The organism is Leptolyngbya sp. FACHB-711, from assembly GCF_014695615.1.
Lineage (GTDB): Bacteria > Cyanobacteriota > Cyanobacteriia > Elainellales > Elainellaceae > Leptolyngbya_A.
In genome coordinates this window covers 1-5493 of sequence record NZ_JACJOR010000477.1, presented here as the reverse complement: position 1 = coordinate 5493, position 5493 = coordinate 1, and the positions used below count along the sequence as shown (strand labels likewise).

The following is a 5493-nucleotide window of genomic DNA, read 5'->3' as shown; positions in this document are numbered from 1 at the left end:
TAGGGTTCTTATACCCTCGGAGATCTTGAATATGACTTACCCTACCGAACCGCAATCTGCGATCGGTCAAACCTTGCGCGACCGATGCGATCGAGAAGCGGTCAAACTTGCGCTGATCGGCAAGCCTGCGGGCGTGGATCAGTGTGTGATTGAGCTAGAGCGCAGAGGCTTTTGTGACAGCTACGCCTGGAGTCCACCGATTCCTGTACCTGAGAATGCCGTGATCCAAAGCAGTTCTCCTCAGGGAGGAATTATTCAGTTCCACAAAGGTGAAGTGATCCGGCTCTACAAGCGCTGGTATCCCATCACCATCCAGACTATTCCCCTGTAGGAGCGATCGCTGCCGAATTACGGGATAACTACATCCCTGCCAAGAAACCTCCTCAACCCTCAAAGTCCCCCAGAATTGGGGGATTTAGGGGGCTGTCCAGCGTTGTCACGCGCAACCCTTCGTCCTCCAATTTTGCTTCGATCGCCCTATTCCTTCGGTAGCTCATACTGCCCAACAATGCGCTTTGCATATTCCGGCACATGAGCCTCTAACTTTTCGGGATGGTTGCGCTTGGTGTACAGATAGTTGCGCGTGAAATGAGAATCGATCGAAAAACGCGCATATTCCAGCCCTTTGGGACCAATTTTTTCGATCACCACGCCCATCAGTTTTGCTGCCCACATTGGCAGGGTTACGCCTTTGTCATAAGCCGGAATGCTTTGCTGCACGGCATTTTTTCGATCGCCCTGCGACATTACAGGCTGCGTGTCAAGCTGATCCATCACCAGATCCAGCATTTCCTGACCGCAATCGTTTCGCACCACAATCCACTGCCAGCCAAACGGCGCGCCCATATAGCCCACCACCAGATCCGCCAGCGAATTCACATAGTCAAAGCAGCTCATGCAGGACGGCGCGAACACATCCTTCAGCTGGTTGGTTTTGAGTCCAAAGAACGGTACTTTCTCGATCGACCCGTCCTCGTGCTTAAAATGCACCCGAAAATCCTGCATGAATTCGTAATGCACCACCGTTTCGGGCGATCGGCTGGTGGTATCGAGAAATTTTTGCAGTCCGGCGCGGGTCACATTGTCCACACAGGGCGTTCCCAGCACATAGAGCTTTTCTAAACCAAGCTCCTTTTCTACAGCGCGAAGTGCCTGAATCTGACAGCCCACGCCAATGACTAACAGCCGCTTCATGCCCGACTGCTGCACCTGCTCCAGCACCGACAGGTTGGGCGACAGGGTTGGCTTATTTACTCTCGCTGCCAAGATCTCTTCTGGCGTGCGGGCAATCACAGGCTGCGGCTGAAACCGATCGTCCTTCGTATTCTGGACGCACACCACGCCTTCCACCATGCCCCGATTCAGCATCTCAATCGCGATCGAACTCACGATGCCCGTCCACTGCGCTCCGTCGATCGGCTGCTGTTTGCGGGCTGCCATCATGTCCTGCCGCACGCCAAAATACCAGTCGTCCTGATCGTCCAGATTGCGCGATCGCCCGTGGGTTTGCGCTTCTAACTCTGGAATCTGCTGATTAATAAAGGCGCAGGCTTCTTTAACGTAGTGAATATAGTAGGTATCACACAACCCGCATTCGCTGCACAGTTCTTTTGCCGGACGGCGGCTACCGGGCTTCAGTGCCTTCGCTTTTTGATGCTTGTTTTGATGCTGGGGGGAATCAGGAGTAATAGCAGTCATTGAAAGAAATTTATTAACATGAGCGTCTCTCAATCACAATACCGTAGAGACTGTTCACCGTGGCGCACCTGAGACAAAATTAAGCGTTTGAGACTGCTCCGGCAGGCTTTCCTCCTTCCTGGTATCTTGGAATTAAAAGCAAATTTAAGCAGATAGTCTTTATTCTTTTGCCGATCGTTCAATCAATAAAGAGAAACACTGATATCCATCGATATGAACTACGTTATTGCTGTTCTTGCCGATCGCATTCAAGCCGAAGCCGCCTACTCTCAGCTTGAGAAAGAAGGCATTCCGCAAAACCAGATGAGCATCTTAGGTCGAGGCTATAAAACTGCTGATGAGTTTGGCTTTATCGATCCCAAACAGCCTGCCCGCAAACAGGCTCGCTTGATGTCCTTTTGGCTGGTTCCCTTTGGTTTTATTGGCGGAATCGCCTTTAACCTGGCAACAAACTATGAAGTCATCCCCGAAATTGGACTTTTCGGAAACCGCATTCTCGGTGGCATTCTGGGGGCGATCGGCGGCGCAATGGGCAGCTTTTTTGTGGGCGGGCTCACAGGCGCATCTATTGGCAGTGGAGATGCCCTTCCCTACCGCAATCGTCTTAAAGAAGGCAAATACATTGTTGCAGTCAACGGCGCGCCCAACATCACCAACAAAGCCTCCAGCATCCTGAAACAATTCGAGCCCGAAAGCCTCCAGGGCTACGTTGACCCCAATATCAATTAATCCCTTGATCCATCAAGCTCTGAGGTTAATGCGTTCGCTGCGCTAACCTAGTCCTACGAACGAACCACCCCTCATTTCCCCATCCACCCATCCACTCCCTTTCCCATGACTCTTCCCAAAACGCTCGAAGAAGCGATCGAACAGGCAAAAGTCTCGACCCAGGCAGCGATCAATGATAGCTACAAGCGGCTTCAGGTCGAAATCGTCTTTCCCGAACTCAAAACGATGCCGGTCGCCGCTCAGTTTCTAGAACCATTTGAGCCTCTGGGAAGCAAGCTGCGGGTGTATTTCACCGATGCAGGGGCTGCGGCTCTTGCCCGACGCGACTGGGGCGAAAAACCGTTTGCCATTCGCGGCTTGAGCGATCTTAAAGCAGAAATTCAGCCGGACGAAGAACTGCTGCTGTTTGTCGAGCCGTCTTCGGTGGAAGTCAACGAGGTGGAGCAGATTTGTCAGCAGGCAGGCGATCGGGCAGTGATCTTGCTCAATCCCAAAATGGAGGACATTGTGACGATCGGGATTGGCTACGCCGGAAGGCAGCTTCGAGAGCGATTCTTGAAGCAGTTTGATACCGCTTACTACCTTCAGCCGATTCCAGGAGCAGCAATTCTGCGAGCATATCCCTCCTCCTGGCAGGTCTGGGTGGAAAAAGGCGAGGATGACTATGAGCTAGCCGGAGAATTTTCTCAAAAGCCAAATAGCGAAATGCTGGAAGGGCTTTTGATGGGTTCTTCTGCGCCTGATTCACAGGAAAATGTCTCTGAGCAAACAGCTACCTCATCTCGATCGCCCCAGCGGAAAGGCATTTTGTCCTCGCTTCAGCAATTTCTGCGGGCATTAAGCCAGTAGGAGGACGCTGTGTCAGAAGCAAAATTTGTAATTTATTTAACATAGCTTTAAAGGACAAGCGATCAAAAGCGCAGGTTGTTGGGCACAATTAGAATAAGGACTTAATGTTGAGAAGTGTAAAGGCTGAAATGTAAAGGCAGGCTTTTTGCTGACCGATGTTGTTATGCTGCTTTAGTCAGGTTGTCTGTCTTTATAAATGTGATTTGCCTGAATGTGATTTGTTGAGCGTCTTAAGAGGATAAATGCCCGTGTCTAGCAGTCGTCGAATTTTCGTGGGCGATGTTCATGGTCACTACGATGCCCTGATGCGACTTCTAGAAACGATTGCGCCTAATTCTGATGATCAAATTTACTTTGTAGGAGATTTGATCGATCGCGGACCTAAAAGTGCTCAGGTTATTGAGTTTGTGCGATCGCAGGGCTATGGCTGCGTGATGGGAAACCATGAACAAATGCTGCTGGAGGCGTTTCCCGATAGCAAAGTGTCTCAGCACCTCCTGCAAGCGTGGCTCCACAGCGGCGGCTATACAACCGTTGCCAGCTATGCGACTCCTGAATCCCTGCTGGAAAATCTTGTCTGGTTGCGAAGCCTGCCGCCCTATCTAGACCTGGGCGATCTCTGGCTCGTTCATGCGGGTGTACATCCCCATTTGCCGATTCAAGCGCAGACTTCCCACGAGTTTTGCTGGATTCGTGAAGAGTTTCACAGCACACCAAAACCCTATTTTGACGACAAGCTGATTATTACTGGACATACCATCACCTTCACGCTGCCTGGTGTGCCCGCGGGGGCAGTTGCCAGAGGAAAGGGATGGCTCAACATTGATACCGGCGCATATCACCCCAAAAGTGGCTGGCTGACTGCTGTAGATATGACCCATCAGCAGGTTTATCAGGTCAACGTGTTCCAGCAAGCTAGCCGATCGCTCCCGCTGGCAGAAGCTGTGGTTGAGATTGAACCTAGCCAGATGCATCTGCGTCGCCAGCTTATTCAAACGCTTTAATTTAGAAATGGGGCGATCGGCAACCGGTCTATATCGAAGCCCTCGTCCTAAATGCCTCTTATACGACGGACTACTGTGTATCGTTCAGTCGATGGAGTCACTGTTCTAGGCTTTGCAGCCCCCTAAATGCCCCAATGTTGGGAGACTCCGCAACAAAGAGAAGTCTTAGTTCCCCCCAAGTTAGGGGGGTGGGGCAGAATAGGGCAGTTTCTACATCATCTACATCACATCATCTAGATCAATATCTAGAGCAATGGATGGATCGGTGTACACAGTAGCCGAAGAGAGATTCGGTTTAGGCTAATGCAAAGCTAAAGTCAGATTCAGACAGCGTTGTTACGTTAACCCGATTGAGTTGCAGAGTATTGCCGTTCCCAAAGTTGATGGTAGAAGCGCTCAAGGTTGCTTTTGACGTGAAGTCAGAAAAGCCCTGGAAGCGGAAACTGCTGAGGTCAATTTTGTCTGATCCTTTTTCAAAGTCGGTAATCACGTCCTTTCCGCCACCTGGACGATAGACAAATTGATCATTTCCCTCATCCCCGGTGAGCCGATCGTTCTGCGTGCCACCATCTAGGCGATCGTTGCCTGCACCACCCCTCAGGATGTCTAAACCCGATCCACCATTCAGAATGTCCTGTCCTGCATCTCCCTGAAGGTCATCTTGTCCGTTTCCACCTAGCAGGTAGTCATCGCCCGAACCGCCGACAAGAAAATCCTTGCTGTCATCCCCTACCAAAATATCATTGCCTGCTTGCCCAGAAAGGCGATCGACTCCGGCTCCACCAAAAGCAATATCGCCGCCCTGACCGCCTGTGAGAGCATCAAAACCTTCGCCACCGCTGAGAACATCGTCTCCCTGATTGCCGAACAGAATGTCGTTGCCCTGCTCGCCTTCAATGCGATCATTCCCCTGCCGACTGCTTAAAAGGTCATTTCCCCTAAAACCGTCTATATCATCATTGGCTCGAGTACCTACCAGAATGTTATTTCTATTGTTGCCTGCAACGCGGTTGAAGAAGGGTTGGGGAATTGTGCCTGTGATGGTTTGATTGATGGTATCTGCAAAAATCCCGTGAGTTTTAGTCGTGGGATGGAACTGATCCCAGAAGAAAAATTCGTTTGGATTCGACTGAGGCGAGAATAGCAGCGGAGTTGTAATGTTGGTATAGCCAAACTTAGCAGGATCCGAGGCAATGGATTCTCCAAGGCTGAA

The 5493-nt window shown here is 50.8% G+C and carries 6 protein-coding genes; 4 read left to right on the top strand and 2 right to left on the bottom strand.

Annotated elements, in window-relative coordinates:
* Nucleotides 1-331, top strand: a 331-nt coding sequence (locus H6F80_RS22200) for a hypothetical protein (protein WP_518523632.1), incomplete at its 5' end; no start/stop codon positions are given.
* Between the two features lie 146 nt (nt 332-477).
* Here H6F80_RS22200 and H6F80_RS22195 read toward each other — a convergent pair.
* A complete protein-coding gene (locus H6F80_RS22195) occupies nt 478-1698 on the bottom strand; it encodes a Coenzyme F420 hydrogenase/dehydrogenase, beta subunit C-terminal domain (RefSeq protein WP_190793708.1) in 1221 nt (406 codons plus the stop codon).
* 213 nt (nt 1699-1911) lie between these two features.
* Between H6F80_RS22195 and H6F80_RS22190 the strand changes: the two genes are divergently transcribed.
* The 3 genes from H6F80_RS22190 to H6F80_RS22180 all read left to right on the top strand — a co-directional run bounded on the left by H6F80_RS22190 (nt 1912) and on the right by H6F80_RS22180 (nt 4280).
* Nucleotides 1912-2427 carry a hypothetical protein gene (locus tag H6F80_RS22190; RefSeq protein ID WP_190793707.1) on the top strand — a complete coding sequence of 172 codons (516 nt, stop codon included), beginning with the start codon at nt 1912-1914 and terminating at the stop codon, nt 2425-2427.
* A gap of 105 nt (nt 2428-2532) precedes the next feature.
* Nucleotides 2533-3276, top strand: coding sequence for a DUF1995 family protein (locus H6F80_RS22185; protein WP_190793706.1), 744 nt, complete (start codon nt 2533-2535; stop codon nt 3274-3276).
* Between the two features lie 242 nt (nt 3277-3518).
* Nucleotides 3519-4280, top strand: coding sequence for a metallophosphoesterase (locus H6F80_RS22180; RefSeq protein WP_190793705.1), 762 nt, complete (start codon nt 3519-3521; stop codon nt 4278-4280).
* Between the two features lie 295 nt (nt 4281-4575).
* Here the strand turns inward: H6F80_RS22180 and H6F80_RS22175 are convergent.
* Nucleotides 4576-5493, bottom strand: a 918-nt coding sequence (locus tag H6F80_RS22175) for a calcium-binding protein (protein WP_518523631.1), incomplete at its 5' end; no start/stop codon positions are given.